The sequence below is a fragment of the Arthrobacter sp. NPDC057013 genome (assembly GCF_042674585.1).
Lineage (GTDB): Bacteria > Actinomycetota > Actinomycetes > Actinomycetales > Micrococcaceae > Arthrobacter.
The window spans coordinates 70,207-96,622 of the sequence record NZ_JBHUSE010000004.1; the positions used below are offsets into that span (position 1 = coordinate 70,207).

Here is a 26,416-nt window from a genome sequence, read left to right on the forward strand (position 1 = left end):
GGTATGCGCGGATCAGCATCAACGATCAGAACGCTTTCTGGGAGATCGGGCGCTCATCGAAGCCGGTTAACCTGGGTAGGTACGGGGCCTCCTTGCAGGACGGGTGCGCGGTGGCTCTGAGAATCAGCCTGTCGACGGACGAGTCACCCGGCCGGTTGCGGAGGTCCCCGGTCGATAAGGGCAGGGCCAGTCATGCAGTTTCCATTTTTGCGGTGATGAGAATGTTGAAGGAGGTGCATCGGAATGACGCTCACTGAATCCCGGCCCACGTCTGTCGCAGTGCCGACGTGCTTAGCCGCGGCGGTATGCCCGCAACGGCTCAGGACACCCGTGGTTGGAAACACTCCGGGGTGCGTACACGTTCATGGACAGGATTTGGGCGTAAGGCCAGGAGCTGCCAAATGGCGCGTAGATGCGCACCAAAAGAGGGTGTGCACATTGTGCACACCCTGGGCTTCGGATTCGGTTGGACCGGCGTCGTAGGGAAAACACGTGCCCAAGATGGGACTCGAACCGGGCGCCAACCCTTGAAAAACCGCCACTCCCCCCGAAAAATCCCCGATCCGGCCCAGTCATCGACCAGCGCATCGCCCTCCTGCAAGGCCTGCTCGACTCCGACGGCTGCGCAGCCAAGCAGGGCATCATCTTTGTCGGCAGGGAGCGGCTGTCCCGCGATGTATTTCAGCTCCTGTTCGCACTGGGTGAGCGGCCGACCATCGCCTTCAGCGCCGACGCACGGTCCCGGGACACCGGGACGTGGCGTTTATCGTTTAATCCGAGGTATGTCACCGAATGCTTCCGGCTGGCCCGGAAACAGGCAAAGGTCGTCAGGGCCACGTGTGCCGAAACATACATTGCTTCCATTGAGCCGGTCGAGTCCGTGCCGGTGCGCCGCATCCGCGTCGATGCCAAAGACTCACTGTTCCAGGCCGGCGAATCCTGCCAGCTGACTGACCACTGGACTCCGGGCCAGCACGGACCCGCGTTCTACGAGCTCACCAACAACCCGAGCAAGGTCGAGGGCCGGCTGCTGTGCATGAACGCGAGCACGGTCGATAAGCTGCGCCGGTACGCGTACTTGGACATGCCCGAGCAGACTCTTTTGGACGATCCAGAGAGGCCCGAGCATGACAGCTGAATTCTCAGGCGAAGGCTAAGGGGCGGCCTGCTGCGTCATTTCTTCCTCGTAGCCCCTGACGCGTACGGCCGCTATGCCAGCCTGCTTCGCCCGGTAGACCATCCCGTAGTCGGTGGTAATCATCCGGATACCGCTGACGTACGGTGCGACTGCTCCTGCTCGCTCGATGATCTCCAGATCTCCATCTGGGAGAGGCGATTGGTCAAGAGGCTGCTCTAGGACGGACAGATAGACCGTCCGAGTAGGGTGCGCACTTGCCGTGCTTCCTTCCTGGAGCTTTACGCGCTCACCCGGTACGACTCCCTGGGCCTCGAGATACTTCAGAGCTAACCCTGCCCGAAAGCGGATCGACTTGCCTCCCTTTGGAGCATCGACGCGGTTCCGTTTGCTGCCGTCGAGCTCATCCACGACCTTCATTGGGACGGTGATTACCAAGGGGACATGCGGATGCTCGTCGAGCCGTTCACGCCATTCGTCATAGTTCATCGGATCATCGAAATACTTCAGCCACGCTCCGGTATCTAGGACGACTGCCACAGCCTCGCCGTTGTCCCACAGCTGCAGATCGGCTCCGATCCTTCGCTTAGCCTCCTCGAGGGCACGAACGCGCTGCTGCACTTCGCCATCAACCAGCTGCGCAAGGGCGCCGAACGGGATGGTCGAGATATCAAGGGCGAGCAGTGACCAGTAACGCCGTGAGGTGATGAGCGCGTCGACTTCGTCAGCGTGCAGGTAATGGGCGAGCAGATTGCCATTCCGGGACGCCCACTCAACGTAGCTGTTGTACCGGTCGCTGGCGTAGCCGGCGCTCGACACGGTGGCAGCCTCGTTAACTGCGGTAGCTAGCATCTTGAGCGTGGTGTCTGGGGAAGCACCAGGAAGCAATCTGATCATGGGATTCAGTGTATGTGCGCGGCTCGATGGGCCATGGGGCTGATTCCTGCGCAAAGCTTGCTAGAGTCCGACCATGACGACTGAGTTCGCCGCGGAGGCGGAACGGCTGACCGAAGCGTGCCGGACGATTTTCGGCGACCCAGCCACTTGGATAACGGCCGATGGCTATCCGAATAGCCTAGCTCTGTGCGTCATCGACTCGCTATGGTCCACGGGGCCGACGTATGGGGCTGTAGAGAACGTCGTAGCGCGCTATACAGCTCATCGCCGACTCAATGGTCATGATGCTCACCAGGACGGCACAGAAGAGCTCCTTCGCGTTTTCAAGGATGAAGGCGGCAGCGATAGCTTTGCCGACCTGGTCGAGAACCACAATCGTGCTTACTCAGACAAGAGAGCTCCGCTGAAGGCCGAAGTGGTCTACCAGGCTGCTGTGGCACTCCACGGCATAGGTGTCAGGACCATGAAGGACCTGCACGCACAGTACTCGGCAGACGAACATCTCACGGAGCTTGAAAGCGTTTGGCTGGATTTGCCCAGCCAGTCGTCGGGTGTCACGTTCAACTACTTGCTGATCTTGGCTGGCTATCCGTCGGTGAAGCCCGACCGCATGATCACGCGATTCGTCAAGGGACACGGCGGCGTCACAAGGAATCTCACGTCGAGGCAGACTGGCGATCTGATCAAGCAGGTGGCGAAGCTATACCCCGTCCCCGCTAATCGTTTGGATCACGTTATCTGGCGCTATACGTCGGGGCGAAAGGTCTTCAAGGACGAGGAATAGCAACGGCAGCCCATCTACTTACTTTTCGACTCGTTGCCTCTGTAAACAACGTCCTGGGGTTTCTGCCACTCGACTGGTCTCGGCGATGAGACATGCCGTGAGCCAGTCAGAAGCGGGCGCGTGGATACACAAGCGCCGGTTAATCGACGATGCTCGGTCCATGGCGTTCAGCGCGGAGTATCATGCGGGCCATTAGCAGACGCCAAAGGGCTGACGCGTTGTATGAGCAGTGAACCAGGCCAGCAAGCCACGTGGCCATACCGTTAGCGACCTGCTATGGAGAGAGGATTGGCTATTTAATCGCGCTGCAATAATCGCCCCACTTCAAATATGTTAAACACGGAGCTAGGAGCTCGGTAGCAAATCAGTCCTACACTTTGCCGTCTCCGATTGCCTTTTGGACGCCTTTGCCCAACTCGGCAGGAGTGAATGGCGAAGCTAACGACATGGACTGGAGGACAATCATGACTGCCTCCTTCTTATGGTCGTCGTCAGTAACGAGCCCAATCAGACGCTCGGTCCCCAGCCGTCGGGTGAAATCTGCTGGTTGAATGAAGAACTGCCGGATTTGGGCCGTGGCCTGGGTGTATGCCTTCATGTAGGTTGCACTGATATACGCACTAACAGCGTCGCTCACGACGCTTATCGCGCCGGCAGCGGCGGCTGCAACGGGATCAGTCTGTATCACCGCGGCTACGCCAAACCCCACAATCAGAAGCAGTCCTACGCCCATTGCCACCTGGCAGGCCTTGAAGCTCTGATCCGCCTGGCTCATGGCGATTTTGTGGTAGCTGTTCATCAGCTCCTGCATCAGACTCCACAGTGTTGGAAAATCGAGGGAAGAGTCCGGGCGGCTTGAAGACGAAATAGAGTCACCTGCACCGCAGCGCTCTGTTGTGAAGGTCTTGGAGCAGGAGCTTTTGGAGCGAGCCGCCACGGGAACCGTGCAAGGGGTCGTTGATGCCCTGAACACGGTCATTGCCTTGGGTATCAACGCCATAGGCTAACCGAGCCCGAGCAAATCAGCGGCTGGTCGGTGACGGCAATCCCCGGGAACAACGTCGGGAGATCAACTTCGAATACCTACGCAAAAGGGCGTCCACTGCGGCTACGTCGAAACCGGGGTCGAGAGATCCCAGTCCCCGCCGAGCGCAGTGCGAGAGGTGGCTGCGAGGAGCTCTATAGTGGACTCCATGAGCGAACTCAGTGGACACCTTTCACGGGTGCAGGACATAATCGCCCGCACGCGGAACTTCCAGGTCAAGGAAGCCTCGGATCCGAAAGAGTTCTCCAGGACTCTAGTCGAAGATGTTGGTGCGCTCGCCGAGGCTGTTAGTGAGCTCATCAAGCGATCTGAGGTCTGAACGACGGCCGAACGGCACCTATCTAGGGCGTCTCTAGGGCGTCCATCCCAAGTCTCGCATCTGAACGAACCACCCGCCTCTGCAGTTGCTTCTAGAGATGAGACCTCTGCGTGGCCGAATACCCGCATGACTTCACACGGACGATGGCTTCGACCTCGTCGTCGGAGTCGCAGCGGGGACTTCCGACTTGCTGGACTTTGCCGCCGAGATTTCCAGGCCCGGCAACAGAATCATCATCCAACAGCTTGACCATTCTTTCATCGTGCTCGGCCGCGGATCCAAACTCACCGAACGGGAACAGAATTCGTCGGCATCGAAACCGCGATCAAGCTATCCGCCAACGACCTGGCACCAACGAGAATCTCAACGGCGACGAATCCCAGTCCGGGTTGTCGGTGACGGTCGAAAAGTGAGCCATTGTGACGTGGCGGAGTTCAGGGGTCGTAGCAACAGCTTAATGGCTCTATCAACGTTGAAGTCAGTCAAGCCAGGTGCTCCATGGAGCTCTACCAACCCAAGATTTCGCCTGGTCTGCGATTGAGTTCAGCGGCGACTCTGGCAATCTTGTCATGGCAACTGCCGCAATTGGGTCATTATTCGGAGGGCTAGCGATCGGTGCGGGCGCCCGCGTTGTCTCAACTGAGAGTGCTGGCGCCCGTCTCGAACGAGACGAGTTCAGTGTGGTTCACGGCTCCGTCTCCGGGTGACAGCAGAATGCTGAATGTAATTCGCGCGTAGCCGTCAGTTGCGACCCAGGCGTAGTGGTCATTGTGATCCGCCGTCAACGCATAGATGTCATCTTCAAAATTCCACTCGGTGCGATAGAAGTCCCCTTTTTCCATGTAGCCGTCCACAGTAAGCGCCGCGTCCGCCGTTACGTTGATCAACTGCGTCCCCTCGGCAAAGGTCTCCACCACATCCCAGGTCATGGAAGCAGCATCTGGCTCGAGTAGGTAAACGCTCGGGTTCTGCACCTCGGACGGGACCCAGTCTGGGCCATAAACGTCTCCGTCCTGGGTGCGCTCTTCGAAGTCTGAACCGGTCAGCTCCGAACATTGCCCATCCAACGCGGTCAACAGGATTTGCTCAAGATTTACTGTTGGCTCCGCGGGCTCGGGCCCCGGCTCAACGCTTCTGAGTTCCCTTGCGAGTGTGAAGGCGGCCGTCAGCCCCGGCGAGTGCCTGAGCTCAGCTGCAGACTGAAGCTGCGCCGTGTCACCAAGGAGATCGGCGTGGATACCGCCCTTGTCGACGAAATCGCTTTTGTTGTTGGAGACAAAAATGACGCAATTGTCCGCTCCGGCTGCTGTCACGTACTCGAGGACCGTGGCCCAAATGAGGGCATCTCTGTAGCCCTTCCCTTCGGTCCTAAACGGTTTTCGGTTGGCCAGGTCCCATGCAAGTAGTCTCTCGTGTTCGATGGTTGGCAACGCGGCAACTTCGCCGCCGATTTCAGCGATGCGCGCCCGCAGGTAGCTCTCGTAGTCTGCGGCGATCTTGGTCGCTTCCGTGAGAGTGTCGGTGTCGACGGAAACCCTTATGCCGATCTGCTTCAACCCTCGTTCAGCCCGCTGGATACCGGGAAGAGTCTCTTTCTGAGCCCTCTCCCAGGCTGCGGTCTGATGGCGCACGGTTTCCCGGACAACAACTTCCGGAACAACCCATTGCACTACTCCAGCGCTGATCTCCTTGGCCAACAACACCCACCGCGTGTCGGCTAACGGGTAAGAATTATGCAGCTCAGTCGTATCTGTAATAACGATTATTGGGTCCGGTGTCAGCGGCGCTATCTGCATTCTCCGATCTTAGGCCCAGCGAGTGATCGCCGACCTGTTGGGGACTAGGAAGGCGGCCGGTCCGCGAATGACCGCCGAGGCTTGCCGGCCTATGCGCAGGGGTGGGCTTGGTCGGGGTTCCACGGCCGACCTAACGGAAATCGCACCGGGATCCGAAATTAGTCCGTGTCTTCGCTTTCTTCCTCCAACTCGATCTGGAACAGTGCCGTCCACCTCATTCTTTCTCCTACCGACTCACCAGAGATGGCAACCTCGGACTGAACGTATTCACCTTCGGCAAGCTGTTTCTCCACCTGCTCGCGAGCTTCCCTCCAAAGGATTGCTTGATCATGGGTGTATCCCTCGGGCCGGTTAAGCGTCACTTGTTCAGATCTGGGGTAGGGGGCAACTTCGAACTGGGCTTCTGCAATGTTTGTCATGCCGGAAGGATACAGGTCAAGGTGCCCGGGCTCGCCGCCGTGTCACGGTCCAACCACTGACCATCCGTCAGTGAGTCCGCTGTGACGGCGCAGAACCTCGGTCGGGGGAGAAGCCGTAGTTCAAACCGTCCTGGTGACGATGGTGGTCCTGACGGCGGTGGGGTCGGCATAGCTGGCCCTGGGAATCTGTTGCCGATTCTCTGCAGAATGAGCGTGCGCCATACCCGAGTTGATAGCGCCGTCGATGCTCTGGGGCCGGTAAGCGGCGGCCGAGTTCCTAGGGGCTCGAAATCTTGATCACGGCTGGAGGCGGCGGATGTTTCGCGGCGGGGACGCCGCGTCACTAAGTTCGACCGCAAAGTTACTGTTAAGGAACCTGTATCCGTCAGCCTTTTCGGTAAGAAAATCGATGGCAACTAACTTTTTGCCAGCCTTGGTGTTCTGCGTATAGAAGTAGGGGACATTCGATAGCTCGCTGGCCAGTTCGTGCTTTCGGGCGCGGAAGTCCTCCTCAAACTCCATAGCCTTGGCGTTCACGATTCTGTTGGTGTCGGGCATGACTTGGTGTGTAAGCAGCACGTCATTGATCTCGCCCAGGCCTGCTTCGGCGAGAATGGCAGGGGCGATGTGACGACGCTTGTTTACCTCAGCTGCCTCGAGTCGGCGTTCGGCCTTGAGCGGGAGTTCCTCGTAAGCCTCGGTGCTCCGTATCCTGCTAGTCCAGAATATTTCTGTCTCCACTGCAATAAATGGAGCGTTCGCCAGGGCTGCTACTCGGAGAGCGTCACCGATTTCAGCTTCAAGCGGGTAGATCCGTACATCTGTTTCCCGAATGATTTCGACCCCGGGAATGATTGCTAACCCGGCGGCGCTGGCCTGTTTGGAATGTTGGCGACGATCTGAGCCAGATCCGCGGATGTGTAGATGAAGGTCATGATTCAGATACTAGGGAGGGAGCACGACAAGTCGTAAAAGACCTCCCATGCGCAAGTTTTTGTGTGCGGGCATCGGCGTGGTCTTCCGCGACTTTGCCAGGAGGTTGTGGTTGTCTAATAGTAGATTTCTCAAACCTCGCATCGACGGGGCCGTGGGGGATTGTCGTTGCCATCATTCTGATTTTGGTCTCGTTCGGACTTGCACTCTATGTATCTGTCCGCAATGACTCTGGGAAAGGTGGCCCTATGGCCGTTATCACTGACTGGCTCTCGGCACTCGTCGGAAATGTAGGCGCTGGCATGGTTGCGACGATCCTCCTAAGCGGATTCCCGGATACGGCCGCGGTCAGAGCCGACAGGTCCCACCCATGGGAAAGATTGCTCTGAACGTCGCGGGCAAGATAAGGGACCGGACTTGCCAGAGCGATCCGTCTCCATATGTCAGTCGCGCCGCGGAGGACGACTTCGAAAACATTCACGGCGCCGTTGACGGCAGCGGAAGGGTCTATGTTCCACATGGAGGAACCGGATGGCCTACCGCAGGGCGGCGGTCTGGCAGGTGTAGGGTACAAGGTGCTTCGGGTTCAGGCCGGGCCCGAAACAATGCAACCGGCAGGGCGTTGGTCGCCCCCGAATGGTGACAGGGCCGGGCTACAATGAATCTGTCTACAGAGATCGGGAGGCATACAGAGCGCGCTGAGAGGAGGTCCCAAATGGCGACCAACGATCAGGTCAAAGCACTCGTGAAGAGCCACGGCGATGGTGACGACCCCCAGTTCTACGCGGTAGCGATGCAAGTGGCCGCCAAAGCCGCACGCGCCGGACAATCGAAGTTTGCTCAGGAGCTTCGCGACCTCGTCAACGAATTGCGGGAACACGCGGGGAACACCGCCCGCGTAGCGTCGATCGTCCCGTTCGCGCAACCCAAGGGCGAACTCGGCGCGCTACTGAACGTCTCGTACCCCGAAGCACGTCTCGGCGACCTCGCGCTCACCGGCAAGCTCGCTGAGAGACTGCAGCACGTCCTCCTGGAACAGCGCCAACGAGACGCGCTCGCGAAGCACGGTCTGACACCTGCGCGGCGGCTGCTACTTATGGGTCCGCCAGGGACCGGGAAGACCTCCACGGCGCGGGTCATTGCAGGGGAGCTCGGGTTGCCGTTGTTCTCGATCCGGCTCGACACAGTCTTGACCAAATTCATGGGAGAGACGGCGGCGAAGCTGCGGCTCATCTTCGATGCGCTCGCTCAAACCCGAGGTGTTTACCTCTTCGACGAGGTTGATGCGCTCGGAGGTGACCGTGCCGCGCAGAACGATGTGGGGGAGATCCGTCGGGTTCTGAACTCTTTCCTCCAGTTCCTCGAAGAAGACGCCTCCGAGAGCGTCATCGTCGCCGCAACTAACCACGCAAGTCTGCTCGATAACGCGTTGTTCCGTCGCTTCGACACCGTCATGGACTTCACGCTTCCGGACGACAAGATAGTCGAATCGGTGATTCGGAACCGGCTCGCCTTGTTCCAGATCAGCAACCTCAGCTGGGCGCGCATCGTCCCCGTAGCACGAGGACTCAGCCACGCAGAGGTCTCGACGGCAGCGGAGAATGCGGCGAAGCGAACTGTCCTCAGCAACCGCACCCGGGTACGCACGGACGATCTCATCACCGCGCTCGAAGAGCGCCCCCGAGCACGGCATTCGTCTGAAGGAATTGTCTAACTGGTATGGCAGAACGAGACCACCCTCACATTGTTGTGCCCACGCCGCCTTCCGCTGAGCCCTTCACGCTCGCTGGCACTGGTCGCAGCGGGGACAAGCCAGCTTTCCTCGGTGATCGAAAGGCCCACGGCACACGTCTAACTTCTGAGTTCGAGACCGCGTCGACGCCGCCAGTCGAAGAGGTCGCTGAGCCAAAGGGTGCATACATAACGTTCGCGTCCTTCCCCGGGCTGGAACTGGCGCTTGAGAGCCTCGAATCTCATCGCTCAGGCGCGCAACCCGAGTTGGTGGCGGTCCAGGAAGAGGAGACTCCAGCAGGCATCGTCTGCAATGCGACGGTCTTTATCCCGGAAGGAAAGAAGGAGTTCTTCCTCAAGAAGCTCGAGCAGTACGTATCCACTGCCGAAGCCACGGACGGCAATCCGAGGAATGCCGCGCTGATCGAAGGGATCGCCTCCATCCGGCGCGCAACGATCCGCGAACTCTGGACGGACCCTGCCGACGAGTTCCCATCCGACCGGACACAATCCCGATGGTGGGAAATCTGGCTCCGGAACACTGACGGCAAGGAACCGGAGCGCCTTGCAAGATACGCCCGAGACCATGAATTGCGAACGAGCGACCATTATTTAGGGTTCGGCGACCGTACGGTGATCCTCATGCAGGCCACCGCCGAGCAGCTCGCCATGACGTTCCACAGCATTGACGACATCGCAGAGATTCGCCGGCCGCACGAGGTCTCATCGTTCGTGCCGGGGCTTGCCGCCTCCGAACAGCGGGAGTGGGTGCGCGATCTCCAATCACGTGTGGACCACGCCGGCGTGGGAGTTCCGGTCGTGTGCATTCTGGACCGCGGCGTGCAAGCTGGGCACCCCCTACTCGATGACTCCCTGGCATCAGATGACCTCCACGCGGTGGAGACCAGCTGGCGCAAAGACATCGCCATTCATCCGCATGGCACGGAGATGGCTGGACTGGCGCTCTATGGCGACCTCCAAGAAGCGATTGTATCCAGCCACCGCATCCAGCTCGGGCACCGGCTCGAATCGGTAAAGATTCTTCCGGACAGCGGCGACAATGACCCTGACGTATACGGGGCAGTTACTGCCCGCGCGGTAGACCAGCCCGAGATCACAGACCGCGATCGGTCGCGCGTATTCATGCTCGCAGTAACTGCTCCCGCCGCCGCACCGAATCCGGGATCCAGCGTCCAAGATCGCCCGAAACAGGAATCCGGAAAGCCCACAGCTTGGTCTGCGACCGTGGATGCTCTCGCATTTGGCCGCGCCATTGACGACACCGCCGCGAAGTTCACCTACCTCGACCGTGATGAAGAACCCACTCCTCGCCTTTTTGTGATCTCCGCAGGAAACATCCGGGATGTTCAGGCCAAGGATGATCACCTCGACCGCAGTGATGCCGAGGCTGTCGAAGACCCCTCACAGTCATGGAACGCGCTCACCGTTGGCGCATATGCCGAGCACGACGCGATGGACCACGCACGGGATATCTTTCGTGGCTATGTGCCTGTCGCAAGACGCGGCGAGCTGTCACCGACCAGTCGCACGTCAGTGTCGTTCGACCAGAAGCGATGGCCATTCAAACCGGATGTTGTCGCTCCCGGCGGAAACCTCGCCCGAACCCCTGACGGCACGGGAGTTGACACCCCGGAAAACCTGGCCACACTCACGACGCGCATGCAACGCCCAGGCGAGGGATTCTTTACGACGACGCGTGATACCTCGGCCGCGACAGCCCGGGTGGCGGCGATAGCCGCGGACATTCGTATGGTTTACCCGCACCTCAGGCCGGAAACCGTACGCGCATTGGTTGTCCACTCGGCCGAATGGACCGACGCGATGTGGTCGCGTATCGATGCGGCCCCGACCAAGAAGGATGCCGTCAACCTTCTGAGGCGGTACGGCATGGGAGTGCCCAACCTCGAACGAGCGACCCGAAGCGCATCCAACGCATTGACCCTGGTGGATGAAGCAGTAATCCATCCCTACGAACGCGAAGGTCAGTCCAGTAGCGGCAAGGCTCGAGAGATGAACTTCCATCAGCTTCCCTGGCCTACACGAGAACTATCAGAACTCGGCGAGACAGAGGTCCGGCTGCGGGTAACCCTTTCGTATTTTGTCGAGCCGAACCCCTCCAGCCGCGGATGGACCGGCCGCTATATCTACCCGTCGCATGGACTGCGCTTTGCGATGAAGCGCCCCGAAGACAGCATCGACGCGTTCCGCCAGCGAATCAACAAGCAAGCTCGGGATGACGGACAAAAGCCACTGACGCTCAACACCGAGACTGGATGGTTGTTCGGACGAGACCAGCAGACATCGGCCGGCTCACTGCACACAGACATCTGGACGGGAGCGGCCGTCGATCTCGCGAGCAAGGAAGCGGTCGTCGTCTATCCCGTCGCTGGCTGGTGGAAGAACTGGCCCCATATGGACAAAAGCAGCGACGGCGTGAACTACTCGCTTGTGGTGAGCATCGAAGCACCAGAAGTGGATGTTGATCTGTGGACACCTGTCGCGCAGCAGATCGCGACCGTAATCGAGGTATAGACGTCTCTTCACGCTTCGACACGAGGGACCAAAGCGAGAGCGCTGCACGGCAACGAGACTGTAAATGCCCCAGATGCCATCAGCCGTGCTCGGCTGCCATGCCTGACCCCCAGGAAGTGTACAGATTGCAATATGAACCCCACATTCAGGCAGGCGCACTCTCCGCGCCGAGGCAGTCTTCGGCCCCTGCTGTCTAACAACGCGGTCATTGCACTCTGCACGGTGGTGACCCTGATGGAGGGTTACAACCTGATCGTTTTCGGTTCCGTTGTGCCACTGCTGCTACAGGATCAGTCCCTCAAGCTGGACGAGGCCACGGCCGGCCTGGTGGGCGGAATCGTCTACGCTGGCGCACTGATCGGCGTCCTCGGCGGCACCGCACTGGCCGAGAGGATTGGCCGGCAGCGTGTGATGGCGCTTGCCGCCACGATCTTCGCGCTGGGCTCGGCATTCGCCGCGATGGCGCCGACGCCCGATTTCCTTGGGGCCGTGAACCTCATCAATGCCACGGTCAGCGGCGCCGTTGCACCTCATTGCAGGGGCAGGATTCTGGGCCTCACCAACACTATGGCGTTCATCGGATCGTTCATGGGACCGTTCCTCGGCGGCCTGGCCTTCGCATCCGACGGCGCTCCCGGCCTCTTCACGCTCTACGCCGGTTCAGCGGTTCTCTGCGTCCTGATCAGCGTGGGTCTCCTTTGTGCACACCGCCCGTCGGCGCGTCAGCCAGGCGCCGATGACGTCCCTGTCCTGGTGGAAAGCTGACGACTCTTCTCACCACTTGCACTCGTCCTACTTGAACACCCGATAACCGTTATTTCGTTATGGCGGGAATTCGCTGGGCCTCATGGCTGTCTGATGCCGTCTGTTCAGCAAGCATCGAGTCACGTCCTCATCGATTGCCTCAGCTATGGGATGCCTCAAGGAGGCTGCAGCGTTATGCCATTATCTGATCCCAGACCCCGACTTGCTCGTCGCATCACAGCTCAGCGGCTTTGGCGCGTTCGACTCAGGCTGAGACGGCGGAGCAGCGCTACAGTGGGTGCCACAGCGCCGCGTGGTGGAGAGAAGTTCTCAAGCCAAATGGACCGTCACACTCCGCTCGGGCGGAGCGCAAAATGGGCAAAAAGGAGGGTGTGCACAATGTGCACACCCTGGGCTTCGGATTCGGTTGTACCGGCTTCGGACTGGGCCGGATTGGGGATGTTTTCGGGGGAGTGGCTGGTTTTCAAGGGTCGGCGCCCGGTTCGAGTCCCACCTCGGGCACGTGTTTTCCCTGTTCAGGGGCGTTTAGGCCTCTGAGTGTGGACAAATTGTTCAATTGTGGGCCCCTTCAGTGGCCGTTTTCATTGCTGGCCGGTGGTGTGGCCGGGTGGCTCCTTAGCTTCCTGGATCGACGTGTCGTTGTTCCATACCTGTTCATGGGTGTTTATGGTGCGGTCAGCATGACGTGAGGAAAATTTTTTGCGGGTTTCCTCGCTGCGTCTTTGGGTGTTCAGCAGGTTCCCTCTTGCTGGGCTGTTGGCGGCTGTTCTTGTTCATTCATGGACGGGCCGGGGGAAGACAGCATGACTTGTGACACTGGCGGCCGCAACGTTCTTGCGGCCGGTATTTCTTCACGCCGATGCCTCCTGCGCGGCGGTTGTTTAGCCTGTGCGTCGGTGCGTTACTTGGTGATGCGTCATTCAGGCGGTTGTGGTTTGATCCTATTCAGGAGGCTCCGTCTCCTCTGTGCGATGCGTGCCGGTCATCACTGTGGTCGTCGGTATCATGAGTGTGCCCTTTTCGGGCGGCGGCAAAATGGCCTGTGGTGAACGTTCGGTCGCGCGATTTGAGCTCGGTGAGCGGATTGGTTGGCAGGTGGATCCAGCCCTCCTCACGCGCTGCGATGTTCTGGTCCGTGGCGGGTGGCCTTGGGGGTGTGCGGGCTGTGGGACGCGATGACGGAATAGAGCAGATTGTCGGGGACGGCCCGACCTTCGCAGGCTGCAGCATCACGTCGGAGACTCAAGAGCGTGGTCAAAAAGAATCTTGATGCTGGGAGAGTTTCTGTACTGCCTGCTTGAAGTTGCGGAAGCGATCGAGACGCGAGACGCCTTTCTTAGGAGCTCCTAGGAGTGAGCTGAAGCATGGTTCGTCAGGTCGGTGAGCAACGCCGTCAATCGCTCCTCTTCGAAAATGCCATCTTCTGAGGGTAGCCAAGGAGATACGAGTGGTCCGTACCGCCGTCCGATTCGTGCTTCCACCTCCGTCGCGATTTGGTCACCGGCAACGTCCCGATCGGTACTTAGAAGGATTTGAGCTCCCTCGGCCGCGACGGCGGACAACACCGACCACGCCGCAGATGATGGGCGTCCATACAGGCACACGAGGGGCGGGCAGGAGGCTCCGAGCCGATTGGCCGCCGCCTCGATCACCGACGGGTTCTCGCACACCCGCACGACCAGCTGGTCGGGCTCCGTACCGTTGGACTGGCAGCGCGGGAGACCAGTATTGCTGGTCCAGTTCATCGCCGTATGGCATGGCTCAACGGTCATTCGTGCGGTCAGCCAGATAGGCTCCCCAGCTACAGCCGTTACCTCTGCGAGCGCAGGATTGACGCCATTCAGCGGCAAATTGAGCACGAGGACCGTAGATGACACCTGGTCGCACGAGATCCCGGCGCGCGTCCACGTTCCACGCCACGACCTAGCCTGAAGCACCGACCCCGCAGCGTCGACGGCGGCCGCTGCCAGTGCATCCTCAAGTACTTTTTTCATAACTGCTTCGACACCCCCGCCGGGTGCCTCGCTTTGGTCGAGCCAGGCGAACGTCGCGGCGAGGAGGCGGGCGACCGCGCGACCTGCGGGGTGGTCCCGGTCGAGCGCATGTGGGTCGAGGAGCTTCTGTCCGGCAAACTCGGCCAGACCAACCGTGTCGAGCTGGCTGTGCGAGCCTCCGGGCTGGGTCGGCAGTGCGGACCACGCGGCAGCAACGACGCCTGCGACCGCCTGCGGGTCCGCGCCGAGCCAACGACGCACGACGGCCAGTTCCGCAATGGGTCGAAGGACCCCTGCGCCGGCCAGCAAATCGACGACATCGGAGCGCATCTGCTCTTTCGCGTGGGCCACCAGCCGTCGCTCGGTCGGCTTGTCCCGCAGCGGCCCACCGACCTCAGTCAGCAGCCCGGTCAGGTCCGCCCCCGCCTTGGTGAGTGCATCTCGTAAGAGCCGCAACGTGACGGGCTTGCGCGAGAGCTCCCACGCAACGCCGAGCATCCGTCCCACGTCGTCACGTTGGTCCTCGACGACCGCAACCTGCACCCGGTCACCGGTCTTGCCTGCTTCGACCTTCTCCCGCACCTCGGCCAGCAGCGTCGCGGAACCGGGACGGCGAGCCCATCGCAGCACCGCCTCCGGCACCGCGCGGTTCTGGTTGGGGCTGACGGTCACTCCCACAGCCCCTGATGCTGGCGATGCGCGTCAGCGGAGCCGACGCCGTCGCTGTTCTCATCGTCCGAGGCCAGCACGGCCGTGGTGCTGTCGACGGGAGCCCAGGCCTGTGCGCCCATCGGCACGCACTCCTGGGTGCCGCCAGCGAACAGCCATAGGCCGAGGTCTACACCGGGCAGCGGCGCTGGCGCCCGGTTGACCATCCAGACGGCCGCGCAGGGCACGTGCCGGGATGCGACCAGGGTCTTCGGGCCGGCGAGGAGGAAGTCGAAGTCGAACTCGACCAGCATGCCAAGCAGGCTGGAGATGTTGCCCGGGTCGAGACCGTCGAATGCCTCATCGAGCCAGAGCGGCCGCGGGGAGGTCTGCGACGTCTGGTACAGGGTCGCGAGCGTGGCCAGCAGCGGCTGCACCATCGTCATCACTTTCCCGCCACCGGAGTCCTGTCCGTGCCGGGCGGTAGTGAGCTCGGTCCACTTCTGCGACGCGCCCTCCTTCGCACTCGCCAGGACCCGCCACTCCGTGACGACTGCGAACCAGTTGCGGTAGTCGAGGTTGTCTACCACTAGCTCCTTCCAGTCCTGCCCGGTCGCGTGCCCCTCGTCCTGTGCCGCGCGGATCTGTCCTGCGAGGAAGGTCTGAACCTGCTCCTGGACCGCGGGGGAGTCGATGCCATCGGTCAGGAGGCGCTGGAGGACGTGGTAGCCGCCGACGTGCTCGGGGACCGCCTTGCGCTGCAGCCGGACTACGGTGCGGGTCGTGCCGGTCGGGTGTTTGGAGAGTACGACGTTGACGTCATTGATCAGTTTCTCGGTCTCCTTCACCTTCGCACGCAGGTGGTCGACGAACGTCGAGGAGAGCAGTTCCTGCATCACCTCGTGCATCTGCTCGTCGTGCAGCTCGCCGAGCTCGGCGGCCTTTGCTTCCAGCGCCCGGACCGCTGCAGCTGGCTCGAATGTCGTGCCGGAGGAGTCGACCATGACCCGAACTTGCGGCAGGCCGGTGACCTCGTCGTGCTCGACAAAAGCGGTCCGCCCGCCGGTCCGGTTCAGCGTATTGTTCAGGGCCACGAGGTCCTGCCCGGAGAGCCGGTCGCGGAGCCGGTTGAGGATCTGGTCCCGTTCCTTGTCGCCGGCGGTGCCGGCGGTCGTGTCGGGCCAGCCGCGCGGCGGACGCCGCTCGGCGCGCAGAGCGCGGGCCTGGTTCACGGCCGCACTCAGCGTTCGGGTCGCATCTCCTGTGTCGATGCCTCGGGCTGCTGCGAATCCTGCGTCTACCGGGACCCACCAGGCGGCGAGCTTTTCCGTCCGGTATTCCTCGGCCTCGCGCCGCTTGTCCTCGATGGTCTCGAGGACACTGGTGGCCTTGACGACTTCCCCGCCCAGGTCTCGAATCCGGATGTTGAGCTTCTTACGCTCATCCTCGAGCTCCTCGATTCGGGAGTCGAGCCGTTCAGCGTTCGAAAGCAGTTCTTGATCCGTGGACTCCAGCGCGTCCTCGGCTGCTTGTAGTGCGACGTCGAGGTTCTCCCGTCGTGACTTGGAGTCAAGGGCGAGGTGTTCGGCTTCGTCGGCGGCGGCACGGACCTGGTGGGCAAGCAACTGTTTCCCGTCGACATTGCGCTGCTCGCGTGCCAGCTCGGAGACGCGGGATCCGAGCCGGTCGGCCTCGAGGCGCGCTTGGTGGAGTGCGGTCTCAGTCTCTGGGAGCCGGGTCACGATTAGGTTGTGCTCGGCGGCGTACGCGACGAGGTCGGCCTGCGCTTGGTCCTTCGCGCCCTCGGCCGCCTCGGCGGTCTGGTTCCGGTCGTGCCGGTCGCGCTGTGCAGCCTCCAGCTCGGTGGCCGCGGAGGCCAGCACCCGCGCGGCGTCGATAAGCGCGACGTCGTCGGGTGCAGCCTGCGCGAGCGAGTGCAGCCGCTCCGCAAGTTCCCGGTTCCCTTCGGCGTTCCGGGTGTGCTCCTCCGCGTCCTCACGCTCCTGGTGCGCCTGTTCTCGTAGCGCGGTGACCCGGCGAGCGCGGGCTGCTTCCCGGGCAGACGCACCGAGCAGGCTGGCTCCGTTGGCGGAAGGGATTGCACGTCCGGTCGTGGTCGGCGTCATCCAGCAGCCATCGCTGGAAACGTGAACACACGCTTCCCGAGCTCCTTCATGAGTGGTACCACGAGCGGAGTCAGTCGTCTCGATGGTGTCGTCGTGCCAGATTACCGAGTCGAGCACCCACCCTGCGGTCTCGGCAAGCGCGGCAAGCGGCTGTCCGTCTTGGACCTTCTCGGCGAACGCCAGGACCGCCCGAAGCCGGTCGTCGTCGGTGTGATCGGATGGGTCGGTGTGATCGGATGGGGCGGCGAGGGTGAGGACTTGTTCGTGCCCGTCGCGGTCAGCGGCCCAGACTCCGTCGGGGGTCACCCAGACGTCGAGGAGGCCCGCGCCGGCGAGTGCTGCCTCGAGGCCGGCGATCTGTGCCTCGGTGAGGTGGGGGAGCGGGTCGAGCAGCTCCCAGAGTGGTGCACCGGCTGGCCCCGACGCGGGACGGGTGCGTCGCTCCCACAGATGTGGGTTGGCGGGAACAGGGACCGGCTCGGCTTCGACCTGCGACGCCTCGGCGTTCAGTTTCTCCGCCCGGTCGATGGCCGCGGCGGCGGCGTTGCGGGACGTGATTGCAGCGGCGGTGACTGGCTCGACCTCTGGGGTCAGCCACTCGTCACGAATCAGGCACGCGAGTGTCTGCGCTGGCCTCGGCTGCTCGCACGCGGAGATGACAATGGCCAGCCACCGTTCACGGAACGGTGCTTCCGGGGGCGTCACCTGCTCGAGCTGACCGACGGCTGCGGCCCAGGCCTCGAGCTCGTCGGAGAGCGCCTGGGCGGCGCTCTCGTAGCCGCCCTCGGCGGCCTCGTGCGCCATCCGGCGCTGGTGCTCCCGGCTCTCCGCGTCGGCGAGCAGGGCAAGCGCGCGCTCGTGCCGGTTGGTCGCCTCCTTGACCTTGTCGGCGCGGCGGCGGGCGTGCTCGACGTGCTCGGACCGGTGTCGGATGGCGGTCAACAGTCGCTGGCTGTCATGTGCCGCCGCCCACGCTGCCGCGTCCGGGAGGCCGGCGTCGGTGCCTGCGGTCGCGGCTAGCTCGACCTGGGCGGCGAGCCCCTGCTGGGTCTGCTTGAGGTCGCCCAGCGCGCGGTCGAGGTCGCCGTCGGCCTGGTGGGCCGTTGCCCGGGCGTCATTAGCGGTCTTGGTGCGTTCACGCTCGTCCTCGCGGGCACGCTTCGCCTGCTCGGTCAGATCGACGACCTGACGGCCGGCCGCGGCGGCGGCGTGGTAGGCCCGGGATGCGATGAGGGTGTTGCGGCGACCGGTCGTGATCCTGCGGTCGGCTTCGTTCTCCTGTTCGGCGGCCTCGGCGGCCTCGCATTCCTCGCGGGCCTTCTTCTGCTGCTGTTCTGCGCGGCCGCGTTCCCGGGTGACGCCGTCGAGGACGGTGACTGCGGAGACCAAGTCGTCGGCGGCCCGGCGGAGGAGCGCGTCGGCCCAAGGGTTCCAAGTCGACCGCAGGTAGGCAGTGACCGCCTCCTGTGCCTCGCGAGCGTCGTCGCGGTCTTGGGCGAGCTGGCCAAGCTGGTCCCACCCGTCGGCCAGCTCGTTGATTTCGGAGGTGTCCAGCGGAGGGAGCGCCTCCCGGATCCGGTCGACGACCCATGAAGGGTTCAGCCGGTTCCCGAGCTTCGGAGTGCGCAGGGTCTTCAGCAGCTCCACAACCGTACGCAGGCGCTGCGGGTCGGTGAATCCGAACAGGACGGAGGCGACCGTCTTGACGTATTCTTGGCCGTTCGGGTGCGGGGTCAACCCGGGCAGGGTAGGTAAGTCGGCGGCAGGGACAGTGGCCTGCTCCCGCACCAGCGTCAGGCCGGCCCGGATCCGTTCGGGTCCGCGGTGGGTGATCCAGTGCTTCGCGACGGTTGGGGACGTACGTCGTGCCTGCACGAACAGCAGTGTGGTGAAGTACTCGGGGCCATTCTCGCCGCGGCGGCCGTACTCGACCCAGGTCCAGCCGCGGTTCAGCTGGTCCTTGGTCGGGCGTCGGTCCTTCGGGTCGTCGGTCGGCTCGAGGTAGTAGCGAAAGGTGCGGTGTGACTCCCCGAACGTGTCGACATACCTCGGAGACAGGTCGCCGGTGAGCATGGTCAGGGTCGTCATCGTCATCATCGTCGACTTGCCCTGCTCGTTTCCGCCGACGAACTGGGCGCGTCCGTCCGCGGTCCAATACTCCGCGGCATCGAACTCCCACATGTTCACCACGCCGGCGCGCAGCTGCTGCCACCGGTCCCGGCCTGGCTCGGGCAGGCCCCCGCTGATGGCCGCCTGCCGCCACGCGCGTAGGGTCTCGTCGTCTGAGGTCAGATCGAGCGTGGCGGAGGCGCCATCGAGCGCGGTTACGCTCAGCGGCTCGTGTCGGCCAACTGATTCCCCGTTGGGGGGGTTGTCCACGGTGTTATTGGCGGTATCACTGGTCACGTGTGTCCTCCGGAAGGTCAACTGCGCTTTGGGTCGCCCGATCGGCACGGTCGGCCTGGCGGGATGTGGAGTAAATTGAGTCGCTGGTGGGGTCGGGGAACAAGTCTGCCTGCTCGGGTCCAGGCATAGGCTCGACGAGTTCGGGGTCCCGGTAGCGGCCGGTGACCGGGGACAGGTGCCAGGATCCGTCGGCCCCCGTACGAAGCAGGTCAAGCCATCGGAGGGTGTCCTCGACTGCGATGCGAAGCTCTGTTGGGTCGTTGCGCAGGTCGACTCGGAACAAGTGCCCCTTCCACTCAGTGAGGTCTTCGAGAACCTCTTCGACCTGGGAGCTGGCGAGGTGAACGAACCCGTCGTCGTCGTGGTGCCCATCGCGGCCAGCCTTATCGGCCACCATCAACGCCGCCCAGGATTCGGTTCTTGCGGTTGGCCACACGACAGTCGCAGGACACTCGTCCTCGCGGCTGATCCACACGAGCCCCTCGGCGCGCGCTTCGATGGATCCTCCGATCAGTCCGATCGACTCGGCGGCTCGCAGGCCACGCTGCCCTCGTGCGAGCTCGGCCTCGTCCGGGGGAAGGTCGGCATACAGCAAGGCAGGGGTCTCGACCAGAGTGCGCAGGTGGCGGACAACACGGCTCGCCTGCCGCTGCGACTCCCAAATGGCATCCAGAGAGTCCTCTTCGGCGGAGGGGGCGATCATTGGGGAACGTGTCGCGGGCTCGTCCCCGTCGACCTGGTCAGGTCGGTGGAGCTGCGCGAACTGGACATGCTGATGTGCGGCGAGCGCGATGGTGTCCGGGGTGACGAACAGCAGGAGGGCTTCGCGGTCAACGTCATAGCCGGCACCGATCCCGTGGCGCGTCTCGGTCCACTCCTGGACATCACTTACCAGGGTCGTCCTTTTGCGCAATACGCCCCAGAACTCCAGGATTGCAGCCGCCTTCACCAGCGCACGACGTTCAGCAAGCAGGTCTGGGTCATACGGAGTCAGCTGCCGGTCGGCGCTGGAGGAGAGCTCGGCGACGAGCTCGGAGAGTTTCACGAGCGTGACTCCGCCTTCTACCTCCTCACACGCGGCCGCGAGCAGGGCGGAGAGAGAGAGCACTCGCTTCGGGGGCAGATCTAGCGGCCGGGGCGGGGCGATCACTGTACCGAGGATGGGATTGCGGACGAGCCGGATGGCTCCGCCCAGATGCGCGCGCCGGTAGTCCAGTCGCTTGCAGTACCCATCGATCTGTTTGGCGTAGCGCAGGACATCACGGTAAAGCTGTGTGTCGACATGTGCGGTCACCAGCGGTCGGCAGAGCAGCCGCAGGAACGTCTGCCGCGCCTGTACCTCCTCGCTCGTTGATGTCGCCTGGGCTGGCGCGTATTCCGGGACCAGAGGCGTCGGATGGTTCGCCTTCGTCATCGCCTTCTCCCATCTTCGACGACCACAAGCTCATGGGCAGGTGTGCTGCCGACGCTGTCGCCTCTGCTGCTGGTTGTGGGAGCGACGCTGCCGGAGAGGGAGGGTGCGTCGACTGCCCGGGAGACGCTGACTGTCAGGTCCCGGTAGACCAACCGGCCCTCGGGCAGCTTGACGACCGCATCGGGCGTAGCGGCCGGCGGGACGGTCGCAGTGAGGTCCCACAGCCCGTCACCGGTGCAAGCGCGCACCACTGTCCCGGGCCTGAGGTCATGACCGCAGCTGCGCCGTATTTCCGCGATCGTGGAATCGAGGACCATCACGAACTCGGTCAGGTGCTCCGCGACCTTGCCGCTAATGTCGTTCCACTGCGACATCGGGTTCCCAGATAGGGCGAGCAGCCGCTCCCAAGTCCTCGTTTCTTCACGCGCGGCTTCCGTGGCCGCCCGACGGGCGGCCTGCTTGCCGGCGGTGCGGTCGTACATCCGCGAGGGGCCGCTGCGTCCGGATCGGGGTCCCTGCCGACGTAGCCGGGCCTCGACCGGCGCCGGGTCAGCCGTCCAGAACGATAGAGCGTCCGACCCGTGACCCGGATGAGGTGCGGGCTGGCCCAGATGGCGTGCTGAGAATAAGCCTGTGTAGGTGGTCCACACATGCCACGCTGCGTCATCGTCGGTGGTGCAGTCGAGACGTTCGGCAAGGTTGAGCAACTGGTTGCGCCTCGACACATGTCCGCCGACCGCGGCGAGCGCGCGTTTGCCGCGCACCATCGGCACGATGGTGTCGCGCATCTGCCGGCGTAACAACCCGGCCTGGCTGGTCTCGCCGTCGAACCAGGACAGAACGCGTCCCAATACGGCCACGATCTCAAAGACGATCCGTGCGAGAATGTCCTCCGAAACGTCAGGTCCCGCGATGTGGAGCGCGATGTGCCGGAGCGCGGTTTCGGGGACCGCAAGAACCGCCCGGGCATCGCGACTGATGTCGGCAGAATAAATATCGATGCCAGCGCCCCACATCGACACGTAACCGGACAGCGTGTCGTTGAGCGCGGCAATCTTGTCCGCGTCCGGGCTTCCAGACAAGGCGGCCGCAAGGCGCGCCTGCCAGCCGTTAGCGGCGTCAGACATATTCCGCATCGTCGGGGTGATTACGCCCCACGCGGCAGCGGCGGCCGCAGGGTCGCTTTCAATGGTCGCGCGCAGCTGGGCAAGCTGGGCCGCGATGACTGGCGGCGCCAGCGTCGCGGCGATGGCGGAGCTGCTCTCGGCACCGAAAGAGCGAACCGCTCGGTGCAAATGAGCGGCTTCTTCGGAGAGCTGGTAGCGACCGCGGTGTCGGGTGAAGTCCTCGTCGGACCGAACCTTGTCCTCCCACATGACGATGACACCCCAACCGGCGAGCTGCGCCAGGCGGTTGTCGAGGTTGAGAGTGTCCGGGTCGAGGGCGGCGGCGAGGGTCTGGTCATCGCCGGTCAGATGCCTTGCGAGGCGCTCTCGGATAAGCATTTCGAGCTGGTCGTGCGGGATCCCACTAAGGTACTGCGGCTGGTGCTCGAGCATGACGTCGACGATTAGTCGGTAGATCGGCGCCAGGCTTTCGGTGAGGTAGCTCGCGACGCGCATGACGCCAGGAAGGCCGATGGCCTTCCATAATTCCTCATGCGGACCACCTGACGCTGTCTTGGGGTCGTGAATCGGCATTGGTTACCTCCTTTCGCCATAGCCTAGGCTGACCCACTGACAGTGAACTAGCGAACCCTCGATTCCTCCAGCCGGGAGCGGCTCCGCTTCTGCGCATCAGTGGCCGATCGATCGCCATCAGCTTGAACCTGCACCGACAAAACCGCCGCGCCTCTTTGAAGGCGAGGCAGTCGCTTTGATGGTGCGGAAGGGGGCAAAAAATGGTGTGTACAAAGTACACACCATTTCGCTTCGGACTGGCTCGTACGGGACTGCCCCCGATATCGTAGACGGACTGGAGGACGCACTGCGCCGCATCCATGACTACGCGTTTCCGCTCGAGGACGCCCGGGCCCAGGCAGCCTATGGCGTGCACGGCGGCGTGAACGAGCTGATCATCATCACCGCGAGTGGATCCCCGGCCGCATCACCGTCATCCTCTGCGACGAGACCCTGGGGTTCTAGACAAGCCAGGATCGAGGGGTCCCGGTACGTGCGGACATCAGCGCGGCTGGCTGCCTAATCCGCAACGCCGCCGATACCCCCGGATGGCCTTCGTTCGGGCGTCCACCCGCCCGGAAGCCGTAACACGGTCCCGGCCGCGGCGGACTAGCAGCAGCATGGTGACGTCCGAGTCCGCATTGTTGTCCGCCCACCTTACCCGCACACGGTCACGGACCCGGAAGTCCAAGTCTCGGATTATGGGACGATTGCCGCCTCCTGTGGCGTCGAGTCGCAGGCCCTAGCGGCACGCGCATTTTCCAGGCGGCCCAAGTCAGCTCCTTGTCCCCCGGCATATTCACTAGCCGACCGGCGTTCTTGTTTTGTGTCAGTTCCGGAACTGGGAGGACTCCATGAACAGCAGTGATACACCGTTCGGCGGGTCGCGGCACATCGCCGTCGTCGGTGCTACCGGCAACCAGGGTGGCTCCGTGGTTCAGGCTCTCCTGGACGGGGATGTGAGGGTGCGTGCGCTAGTGCGTGATGCGGGCAAGCCTGCAGCACGGGCATTGGCCGCCCGTGGCGTCGAACTCACGGTCGGGGATCTGGCCGACGAGGCGTCGCTGGACACCTTCCTTGACGGGGTGGATGCCGTTTTCGTGATGACCACGCCGTTCCCTGACGGCACCGAGCGCGAGACCTCGACAGGCATCGCGATCGCGGATGCCGCTGCCCGCGGGGGCGTGCCGCATCTGGTTTACAGTTCCGTCGGTGGCGCCGAACGGGACTCCGGCGTCCCTCATTTCGAGAGCAAGCGGCGGGTTGAGGAGCACATTGAATCACTCGGCATCCACCACACGTTCCTGCGCCCGGTCTTCTTCATGGACAATTTCAGCCGTTACTCGACGAGTGTTGAGGATGGCCAGATCGTGGTGCGGATGGCCATGCCCGGTGACATTCCGCTGCAGATGATTGCCGTGCGCGACCTCGGGAAAGCGGCCGCGGCAATCCTGCTTGGCGGGAGCGCCGTCGAGGGTTCCAGTGTGGAGATCGCCGGCGATGAGCTCACTGGTACGCAGCTCGCCCAGGCCATGGGGGAGCGCGCCGGTCTTCCCGCAAGGTACGAGGCGTTGCCGCTGGAAGCGGTCGCTTCGGCGGAGGATCAGGCTGCGATGTTCCGCTGGTTCGCCGAAACCCCCGCCTATCAGGCAGATTTCGCCGCAACCCGCGCGCTGGTGCCCGACGTCCTCGATTTCCCCGGGTGGCTGGCCGCTTCGGGCTGGAAGCCTCCCGCTTGAGGAGTTTGCCGAGGCCGCTTTGGTGGTCGTCGGCCTCGGCAAGTCCGGTTGTACCTGGGCTGAGAAGGGTTCCTTATGGTGGCCTGGACCACCGATACGGGGGACCCTGACCCTGGCGGGTCACTCCTCGACCGCGCATCGGACGGGCGGTAGCCTGAGAGCGGACAGGCCGCCGATGCTGTGCTGACTTGTCGTTCGGCAGGTGCTGTGCTGTGGGCATGATCCGGAAGCGAGGGTCCGTGATGGAAGTCCCTGCAGGGACCGGTCCTGGAGGCGGGTGGCCTGAACTCAGGGTTCAGGACTGGTCCGGGACCCGGGACACCCTGCACCTGTGGACCCAGATCGTTGGCAAGATCCGCATGGCTCATGCGCCGATGCTGAACCATTGGTGGCATGTGACGCTGTACGTCAGCCCGCGCGGGCTGACGACGTCCACCATTCCCTACAGCAATGGTGCTTTCGACATGGAGTTCGATTTTCACGAGCACGTCCTGCGGATCCGGACCAGCAACGGCAGTGGTGCCGGCATCAGACTGAGCCCCAAGCCGGTGGCTGAATTCCATGCCGAGACCTTCGATGCCCTGGACCGGCTCGGGATTGCCACCGTCATCCGGGCGGTGCCTAACGAGGTCGATCCGGCCATACCGTTCGCCGAGGATTACCTTCACGCCTCCTACGAGAAAGAAGCCGTGCGCCTGTACCGGGCCCAACTGATCCAGGCGGACCGCCTGATCAATGTGTTCAGGTCCTCCTTCCGGGGCAAGGTGAGTCCCGTGCAGTTCTTCTGGGGAGGAATGGACCTGGCCTGCGCGAGATTCTCCGGCCGCCCGGCCCCCAGGCACCCCGGAGGGATCCCGAACTGTGCCGACTGGGTCATGGCGGAGGGCTACTCCCACGAGGTCAGCAGCTGCGGTTTTTGGCCCGGCGGCGGAGACGAAGGCGCATTCTATTCCTACGCCTACCCCGAGCCCGAGGGGTTTACCGGATCCATGGTCGAACCGTCCGAGGCAACCTACGACCATGATTTGGGGCTCTATCTGCTGCCCTATGAGGCGGTCCGCCGCGCACCCGACCCCGACCGGCACGTGCTGCGGTTCCTGCAGTCCACCTACACCGCCGCGGCGGTGGCGGGGCGATGGGACCGTACCGCGCTGGAGACCGATCCAGCCAGGCTGCGGCATCGAGCGAACCGGGGTCCTGAGCCACCGCTGTAGCTCCCCGGGCCAGTCCGGCCGGGCGTAAAGTTAGCCTTGTTCCGCGCGGATCCAAGCGAGGAGGCGGTCATGGCCGAGACCCCAGGGATCGATGTTTCGGTGCCGCCCAGCGGTCCGGGCTGTGTTGAATGCGACGCCGCCGGCGGCTGGTGGCTGCACCTGCGCCGCTGTGCCCAGTGCGGCCACATCGGCTGCTGTGACAATTCCCCGGGCCGGCACGCCACCGCCCACGCCCACTCCACCGGGCACCCCTTCATCCGCAGCTTCGAACCGGGAGAGGACTGGTTCTGGGACTACCGCAGCTCCACCTACTTCCGCGGCCCCGAACTGGCGCCTCCGGCATATCACCCTAAAGACCAGCCCGTTCCCGGGCCCGCCTCACGGGTTCCAGTGGACTGGGAGGACCGGCTGCACTGACCCCTGACCGCCGCCCGGCCTCCAAGTCCGGAGCACATCATAAACTGCCCGGGTGACCGCTGGAACAGCTGCCTTACGACGAAGTACTTCGAATTCATCAGGAAGCCGGTCAATCAGGCAACTGTGCCTTGTTCTGGTCACTCAGCCGGTCCTATACTGGGGTCGGCAGGCGAGTGACGGAAATCTCGTACCTGCATCCTTTTGGCGTATGTCCCTGTTCCGGTGTCGTGGCAGGCGACTCCGTGGATGATCCTGAATCAAGTAGCCGGGCTGCGAAGCCGGCATAGGAGAACAACCGCCCCGCTTGGTGTACTCCCGGGCGCTTGACCACGTCGGCGTAGTTGCGGGGTCGGACTTTACGGGAAGCGCTCCGGCGGCGCACGCCGTCCTGGCGCTGCTACC

At 63.0% G+C, this 26,416-nt stretch carries 19 protein-coding genes; 10 read left to right on the forward strand and 9 right to left on the reverse strand.

What is annotated here, in order from left to right; translation table 11 throughout:
- The first annotated feature begins 466 nt into the window (after positions 1-466).
- Positions 467-1,138, forward strand: a complete 672-nt coding sequence (locus tag ACFTSA_RS07615) for a hypothetical protein (RefSeq protein WP_377950677.1) — start codon at positions 467-469, stop codon at positions 1,136-1,138.
- A 15-nt stretch (positions 1,139-1,153) separates the two neighbouring features.
- Here the strand turns inward: ACFTSA_RS07615 and ACFTSA_RS07620 are convergent, their stop codons facing one another.
- Positions 1,154-2,032, reverse strand: a complete 879-nt coding sequence (locus ACFTSA_RS07620; RefSeq protein ID WP_377950678.1) for a PIN domain-containing protein — start codon at positions 2,030-2,032, stop codon at positions 1,154-1,156.
- Positions 2,033-2,105: 73 nt separating this feature from the next.
- On the opposite strand from ACFTSA_RS07620, the gene ACFTSA_RS07625 reads away from it, so the two are divergent.
- A complete protein-coding gene (locus tag ACFTSA_RS07625) occupies positions 2,106-2,816 on the forward strand; it encodes a hypothetical protein (RefSeq protein WP_377922862.1) in 711 nt (236 codons plus the stop codon).
- A gap of 370 nt (positions 2,817-3,186) precedes the next feature.
- Here the strand turns inward: ACFTSA_RS07625 and ACFTSA_RS07630 are convergent, their stop codons facing one another.
- Entirely contained in the window at positions 3,187-3,627 is a 441-nt protein-coding gene (locus ACFTSA_RS07630; protein WP_377950679.1) for a hypothetical protein, read from the reverse strand.
- A 382-nt stretch (positions 3,628-4,009) separates the two neighbouring features.
- On the opposite strand from ACFTSA_RS07630, the gene ACFTSA_RS07635 reads away from it, so the two are divergent.
- Positions 4,010-4,180 (forward strand): hypothetical protein, encoded by a 171-nt coding sequence (locus ACFTSA_RS07635; protein WP_377950680.1) that lies wholly within the window; start codon positions 4,010-4,012, stop codon positions 4,178-4,180.
- A gap of 635 nt (positions 4,181-4,815) precedes the next feature.
- On the opposite strand, the gene ACFTSA_RS07640 is transcribed toward ACFTSA_RS07635, so the two are convergent.
- From ACFTSA_RS07640 to ACFTSA_RS07650, 3 genes are all read right to left on the reverse strand, one after another.
- Positions 4,816-5,976 (reverse strand): PIN domain-containing protein, encoded by a 1,161-nt coding sequence (locus ACFTSA_RS07640; protein WP_377950681.1) that lies wholly within the window; start codon positions 5,974-5,976, stop codon positions 4,816-4,818.
- Positions 5,977-6,134: 158 nt separating this feature from the next.
- Complete coding sequence (locus ACFTSA_RS07645) at positions 6,135-6,395, reverse strand: hypothetical protein (RefSeq protein ID WP_377950682.1); 261 nt, start codon at positions 6,393-6,395, stop codon at positions 6,135-6,137.
- 297 nt (positions 6,396-6,692) lie between these two features.
- Positions 6,693-7,136, reverse strand: a complete 444-nt coding sequence (locus ACFTSA_RS07650; protein WP_377950683.1) for a hypothetical protein — start codon at positions 7,134-7,136, stop codon at positions 6,693-6,695.
- A 907-nt stretch (positions 7,137-8,043) separates the two neighbouring features.
- Here ACFTSA_RS07650 and ACFTSA_RS07655 point away from each other — a divergent pair.
- The 3 genes from ACFTSA_RS07655 (at position 8,044) to ACFTSA_RS07665 (ending at position 12,377) form a co-directional block, all read left to right on the forward strand.
- Positions 8,044-9,042, forward strand: a complete 999-nt coding sequence (locus tag ACFTSA_RS07655) for an AAA family ATPase (RefSeq protein WP_377950684.1) — start codon at positions 8,044-8,046, stop codon at positions 9,040-9,042.
- Positions 9,043-9,047: 5 nt separating this feature from the next.
- The gene (locus tag ACFTSA_RS07660) at positions 9,048-11,612 is read left to right on the forward strand and encodes a S8 family peptidase (protein ID WP_377950685.1); all 2,565 of its coding nucleotides are present in this window, start codon (positions 9,048-9,050) and stop codon (positions 11,610-11,612) included.
- 132 nt (positions 11,613-11,744) lie between these two features.
- Positions 11,745-12,377, forward strand: coding sequence for an MFS transporter (locus tag ACFTSA_RS07665; RefSeq protein ID WP_377950686.1), 633 nt, complete (start codon positions 11,745-11,747; stop codon positions 12,375-12,377).
- 1,346 nt (positions 12,378-13,723) lie between these two features.
- Here ACFTSA_RS07665 and ACFTSA_RS07670 read toward each other — a convergent pair.
- Genes ACFTSA_RS07670 through ACFTSA_RS07685 form a run of 4 tightly spaced genes read right to left on the reverse strand, consistent with a single transcriptional unit; the run spans position 13,724 to position 22,665 of the window.
- Positions 13,724-15,043: a TIGR02679 domain-containing protein gene (locus ACFTSA_RS07670; protein WP_377950687.1), complete on the reverse strand. Its 1,320-nt coding sequence runs from the start codon at positions 15,041-15,043 to the stop codon at positions 13,724-13,726.
- On the reverse strand, positions 15,040-19,551 hold the full coding sequence (locus ACFTSA_RS07675) for an SbcC/MukB-like Walker B domain-containing protein (RefSeq protein WP_377950688.1): 4,512 nt from the start codon (positions 19,549-19,551) through the stop codon (positions 15,040-15,042). The genes ACFTSA_RS07670 and ACFTSA_RS07675 overlap by 4 nt, the downstream gene beginning before the upstream one ends.
- Entirely contained in the window at positions 19,541-20,965 is a 1,425-nt protein-coding gene (locus tag ACFTSA_RS07680; RefSeq protein WP_377950689.1) for a DUF2398 family protein, read from the reverse strand. The genes ACFTSA_RS07675 and ACFTSA_RS07680 overlap by 11 nt, the downstream gene beginning before the upstream one ends.
- Positions 20,962-22,665 carry a DUF2397 domain-containing protein gene (locus ACFTSA_RS07685; RefSeq protein WP_377950690.1) on the reverse strand — a complete coding sequence of 568 codons (1,704 nt, stop codon included), beginning with the start codon at positions 22,663-22,665 and terminating at the stop codon, positions 20,962-20,964. Before ACFTSA_RS07685 ends, ACFTSA_RS07680 begins: the two co-directional genes overlap by 4 nt.
- Positions 22,666-22,870: 205 nt before the next feature.
- Here ACFTSA_RS07685 and ACFTSA_RS07690 point away from each other — a divergent pair, with 205 nt between their 5' ends.
- The 4 genes from ACFTSA_RS07690 to ACFTSA_RS07705 all read left to right on the forward strand — a co-directional run bounded on the left by ACFTSA_RS07690 (position 22,871) and on the right by ACFTSA_RS07705 (position 26,014).
- Positions 22,871-23,167 carry a hypothetical protein gene (locus ACFTSA_RS07690; protein ID WP_377950691.1) on the forward strand — a complete coding sequence of 99 codons (297 nt, stop codon included), beginning with the start codon at positions 22,871-22,873 and terminating at the stop codon, positions 23,165-23,167.
- A gap of 331 nt (positions 23,168-23,498) precedes the next feature.
- Positions 23,499-24,383, forward strand: coding sequence for an NmrA/HSCARG family protein (locus tag ACFTSA_RS07695; RefSeq protein ID WP_377950692.1), 885 nt, complete (start codon positions 23,499-23,501; stop codon positions 24,381-24,383).
- A 242-nt stretch (positions 24,384-24,625) separates the two neighbouring features.
- Positions 24,626-25,597 carry a DUF5996 family protein gene (locus tag ACFTSA_RS07700; RefSeq protein ID WP_377950693.1) on the forward strand — a complete coding sequence of 324 codons (972 nt, stop codon included), beginning with the start codon at positions 24,626-24,628 and terminating at the stop codon, positions 25,595-25,597.
- A 69-nt stretch (positions 25,598-25,666) separates the two neighbouring features.
- Positions 25,667-26,014: a UBP-type zinc finger domain-containing protein gene (locus tag ACFTSA_RS07705; RefSeq protein ID WP_377950694.1), complete on the forward strand. Its 348-nt coding sequence runs from the start codon at positions 25,667-25,669 to the stop codon at positions 26,012-26,014.
- Positions 26,015-26,416 lie beyond the last annotated feature (402 nt).